At 47.4% G+C, this 4,534-nt stretch carries 6 protein-coding genes; all 6 read left to right on the top strand.

The genetic code is table 11. From position 1 onward, the window contains the following. Window positions 1–788 precede the first annotated feature (788 nt). Window positions 789–1,730 (top strand): restriction endonuclease, encoded by a 942-nt coding sequence (locus PG062_RS13885; RefSeq protein WP_270752689.1) that lies wholly within the window; start codon window positions 789–791, stop codon window positions 1,728–1,730. Window positions 1,731–1,813: 83 nt separating this feature from the next. Continuing rightward, window positions 1,814–1,990, top strand: coding sequence for an antitoxin VbhA family protein (locus PG062_RS13880; RefSeq protein ID WP_159447053.1), 177 nt, complete (start codon window positions 1,814–1,816; stop codon window positions 1,988–1,990). Between the two features lie 6 nt (window positions 1,991–1,996). Beyond that, window positions 1,997–2,587 (top strand): Fic/DOC family protein, encoded by a 591-nt coding sequence (locus PG062_RS13875; RefSeq protein WP_270752688.1) that lies wholly within the window; start codon window positions 1,997–1,999, stop codon window positions 2,585–2,587. A gap of 57 nt (window positions 2,588–2,644) precedes the next feature. After that, window positions 2,645–3,430 carry a hypothetical protein gene (locus PG062_RS13870; protein ID WP_270752687.1) on the top strand — a complete coding sequence of 262 codons (786 nt, stop codon included), beginning with the start codon at window positions 2,645–2,647 and terminating at the stop codon, window positions 3,428–3,430. A gap of 2 nt (window positions 3,431–3,432) precedes the next feature. Continuing rightward, complete coding sequence (locus tag PG062_RS13865; protein WP_270752686.1) at window positions 3,433–4,125, top strand: DUF8451 domain-containing protein; 693 nt, start codon at window positions 3,433–3,435, stop codon at window positions 4,123–4,125. Then, the gene (locus PG062_RS13860; RefSeq protein ID WP_270752685.1) at window positions 4,103–4,327 is read left to right on the top strand and encodes a winged helix-turn-helix transcriptional regulator; all 225 of its coding nucleotides are present in this window, start codon (window positions 4,103–4,105) and stop codon (window positions 4,325–4,327) included. Before PG062_RS13865 ends, PG062_RS13860 begins: the two co-directional genes overlap by 23 nt. Window positions 4,328–4,534 lie beyond the last annotated feature (207 nt).

The raw sequence follows: 4,534 nt of genomic DNA, 5'->3' as shown, positions 1-4,534 counted from the left end.
CCAGTTCCCGATCACCGGAGCCACCCCCTTCAACATCATCGAGCCGTAACGGCTTCGCGGGGCGGTCCGTGGGAAGACCGCCCCGCTCGAGAGAAAACAGCGAGATGCTTTCAACGCAAATTAAAAGCTGTCTGTTTCTGTTGGAAACAGACAGCTTTTGCAGTCTTACGGTTGCCCTGCACACCCGAATCTGTCAGCCAACAGTAAAAATTAGAATTACTTCCTTATCACTGTTAAGCCAACCAACAATGGGCTTTTTCTTGTTTTGGCGGTAAATGTGCATAATCAACAAAATTCACGTTTCAACGCCAGTCTATACCGCCCTGTCGTAGTTCTCCGACCCGGAAGGCCAGAGGTTCGAATCCTCCCGGTCGCACCAAGAGCAGCACCTTATAGGGTGCTGCTCTTTTTGTTTTGCATGGATTTTATAGAGTAGTAAAAGAAGGGATTCGAACAGCCCGTGCCCCGCGCTTTGCGTCCCGCGGGGCAAAAACGCCCCGGTGGGGCGTTTCTAGGTCGCGGCTTGGCGAATCCCTTCGGGCGCGCAAAGAAGCGCATTGCCGCATTGCAATGTACTTTTGCAATGCGCTTTTCTTTTTCGTGTAAGTTTTGTTTTTTAGAATAATTTTAGTAGCATATCATCTGCCGCGTCCGTGTACTAACCTTTTGCCAGCTGTTCATTTCTCAGTTGATTTACAGTAGTACGCATAAGACGAATTTCGTCTGGTAAGAAATTTGTTTTCTTATCGGCTGGGAGAGCATTGATTTTCAGTATTATCCTGCAATGGATGCCGGTGACAAGTTGGGCGCTCTCGTTCAGCTTGGTCTTGGCGTCATTTTCTGCATTTGCCAAGCTGTGGCAGCGCATCAACCGCAAAACCTTTTACACCGTTTCCTTTGACACGCAGGAGCTGATCGACCGTTCGGTGCGGGCGCTGGACGCCCACCTGAATATTTCCAAGGTGTATGTCAAAACCGAATACGGCGAGCAGACCGCCAGGCTGACCTCCCGCGAGCAGCTGGAGCAGGGGCAGGCGTTTGTCAAAAGACACAACGATCAGGACGCCGCTGACCGCGTGGCACTGGGCAATGTGCGCTACGACCTTGTGGGCAAGCTGGTGGAGGAAACCGGCTTGACCCGCGCCACGATTGCCGCCATTTTGCAGGGCATTGCCCCGCTTGTGTTTGCCCAATATAAACTGAACCCGGAGGACTTTATCATCAAGGCGGGAAAAATCATCAACAACCAAAAGGCGGATATGATCATTGAGCATATCACCTACAACAGGCTGGAGGAATCGTACAGCGCCGACATCTTTATGCTGGCAAACCTGCACGGCAGACAGGGCGTAAACGCCATGCCCGCCGACCGCAGCCTGTACAATTATGTGATTTACGATTCCGACAACGAGCGCCGCTTTGCCCACGAGCTGGATGTTTGCGACAAAATTGCCGTGTATGTCAAGCTGCCCGGCAGTTTTTTCATCAGCACGCCGGTAGGTAAGTACAACCCGGACTGGGCGATCGCTTTCCACGAGGGAACGGTCAAGCATATCTATTTTATTGCCGAAACCAAAGGCACGACCCTGCTTGACCGCAATGAGCTGCGCGGCGTTGAGGACCTAAAGATCCAATGCGCCAAAGCCCACTTTGCCGCCATCAGCAACGACAGCGTCGTCTACGATGTGGTAGACAGCTACGATAAGCTGATGCAGGTGGTTATGGAATAAGCGGTAAGAAGTTTTGCAAGAAAAATTGCATTTGGTTGCCTTATCGTATATAATTGATGAAAAAGCGAAAGGCGGTTTTGTATATGGCACCAATTACTCGTGAACAGGCATTGGAAAATGCTTTGGCTTCTTCGCGCATCGAGGGGTATGAAGTCACCGAACAGACCCGTGCCGACTGCCGCCGCCTGATGGACGGCAAAGTAGATGCCCGCACCTTGGCTGCTGAAATTCTAGCACGCCGCAGGGCGCAGCGAGGGTAAAATGCTATGGCAAACTATGCAGTGGATTCTTTGCAGGATGGGTGCTATCCGGGTACTGTGGTGTTAATAAATATACTTGGCATTCAAAATCAGTCCGACTTGGATGCCGTGGAAGGTACGATCGTTCCGGCTAAGGCTGCTTTATGGGAAGAAAAACCTTTGGCAGAAAGTTTCGATTTTGCGCATTACTGTGCGATTCATCGCTTTTTGTTTGAAGATTTATACGAATGGGCGGGCAAGCTGCGAACGGTGGATATTTCAAAGAAAGGCACGCAGTTTTGCCCCGCTGCGCAAATTGAAAGCACCGCGAAAGCCATCTTTGCCAGATTAGAGAAGCAACGCTTTCTTGTGGGCTTAGGCAGGGCGCACTTCATTTCTGCCATAGTAGACTTTTACGAGCGAACGAATGAGCTTCACCCATTCCGAGAGGGCAACGGCAGAACCCAGCGTGTTTTTCTTTCGCAGCTTGCCCACCATGCGGGATATGTCATTGATTTTGCCCGTGTTGACCCGGATGATTTGATGATTGCCACAATTCAGGCTGCAGGCGGCGTGGATGATTTTTTGAAGGTTCTGTTTGATGAGATGGTTGTCTAATGAGTATAGAATTTGGAAAATATACTTTTTCAATGTCAAAACAAGGAAGACGCGTATATGAATATAAATTGGACACAACCAATAACAGTATATGAACTGATTGCAATTGCACTGTCTACAATTGCATTAATCATTCCACTTATAAAATACATTTATAATCATTTTATTAAAAAACTAAAAGTTGATTTCTTGCCTTCTGGTATGATTACACTATTTCACAACAGGAGCGGATCGTACATTTCCCTTGGAGGTGTCTATGAGGTAAAGAACAAGTCGACAACAATCAAGGAAATTACAGCTAAGGTTATCCGTCAGTCAGATAATGCAACTCTTTCTCTGATATGGTCAACCTTTCCTTCTCCTATTTGTCGCAGAGTTGCAGGAAATTTTGAAACTTCTTTTGAAACTGCACATCCCTTTAAAGTAGAAGCGGATACATTGGCACCTGCATTTGTAGAATTTGTGGATAAATGCGCTAATATGGATGAAGTATCCAATAACATTTTATATCCGGTTGTGTGTGCAACGATGCCAATATTTTCTCAACCAAATGCAACCTTGCCTATTGTCGATGGCGCGGTACGCGCACTGCCTGAATATGCTTTAGCAAAAATCGCATTAAACGATCATTTCTTTTGGAAGGCCGACGAATATGAAATGGTTATAACAACAATTCATAGCAAAGGTACATTTGATAAGAAATATGTTTTTTCTTTATCAGATGCTGAAAGCCTTCGCCTGAGAAATAATATCGATAGCGTTTTGATTTCTCATGTGGCAAATCACTTTGGAATACCTGTTCAAATGAACACTGTTACGAAAGACTTTAAAGGAAAAAAGTAGCTGTGGAGAATTTTCTGCATCGCATCGGCGCTATGGCACGAGATACGGACGGTAAACTGCGCCCTACTGCTGCGGGATTATTGATGTTCGGACATGAATACGAAATCGTGCGGGAATTTCCGCATTATTTTCTGGACTATCAGGAACATGATCGCAGTGCCACAGAAGATGAGCGCTGGACGGACAGAATCGTGTCAAGTTCAGGCGATTGGAGTGGTAATATCTGTGACTTTTATTTCCGCGTTTATAACCGCATTGCGCAGGACATAAAAGTTCCGTTCAAACTGAATGGTGCTGACCGCATTGATGACACCCCTCTGCATAAGGCTTTGCGCGAGGCTTTGGCAAATGCCTTGATTCATGCCGACTACTATGACCGTCGTGGTCTGGTGATTCAAAAATGGCCGGATAAAATTCGTATTGCAAATCCGGGTGCTTTCCGTATCAATGTGCAGGAGGCTCTTGTGGGCGGTGTATCGGATCCACGCAACGAATCGCTGATTAAAATGTTCAATCTGATAAATGTTGGCGAGCGTGCAGGAAGTGGATTGCCAAGTATTCGCTCCGTTTGGCAAAAGCAGGCGTGGCAGGTGCCAGAGATTGTAGAAGCATTTAATCCAGATCGGACAACGCTGACACTACCGCTTTCCGCCGCAAAAATGGCGGTAAAAAGTGGCGGCAAAAAATGGCGATAAAGAAGGCGGCATTGCTGAACGTCGCAAAGCGGACATTTTACAGTACCTGACAGACACTCCTAAAGCGGCAAGCAAAGAAATTGCCGAGGCGGTCGGACTTCAGGTTTCCCGCACGAAAATGTATTTGGCAGAATTGATTGAACAAGAGGCTGTTGTTGCAGAAGGCGCCGGACGTGCGCGTAAATATCGGCTGAAAAGATAAAGGCCCCTGTAAGAAAATATATTGTAGATTGACCACCAACTGACCACCGGCAGTGATTTTTATTGCCGGTGGTCAGTTTTTATCGTTGGCACATTGTTTTATAGTGTTTGTGACAGGTGTGCCGTGGCGGTGCAGGACCAACAAAAAGGTGCAATATGTCATAGAATTGCGAGCCGCGCCCCAGAAACGCCCCGCCGGGGCGTTTCT

The sequence above is a fragment of the Gemmiger qucibialis genome (assembly GCF_027689445.1).
GTDB lineage: Bacteria > Bacillota > Clostridia > Oscillospirales > Ruminococcaceae > Gemmiger > Gemmiger qucibialis.
This window is presented reverse-complemented; position numbering and strand designations above follow the sequence as displayed.

Excerpts from the sequence above, each read along its gene's own strand:
- PG062_RS13885 (WP_270752689.1), top strand. The coding sequence starts at position 789 with ATGCCGGTGACAAGTTGGGCGCTCTCGTTCAGCTTGGTCTTGGCGTCA.
- PG062_RS13880 (WP_159447053.1), top strand. The coding sequence starts at position 1,814 with ATGGCACCAATTACTCGTGAACAGGCATTGGAAAATGCTTTGGCTTCT.
- PG062_RS13875 (WP_270752688.1), top strand. The coding sequence starts at position 1,997 with ATGGCAAACTATGCAGTGGATTCTTTGCAGGATGGGTGCTATCCGGGT.
- PG062_RS13870 (WP_270752687.1), top strand. The coding sequence starts at position 2,645 with ATGAATATAAATTGGACACAACCAATAACAGTATATGAACTGATTGCA.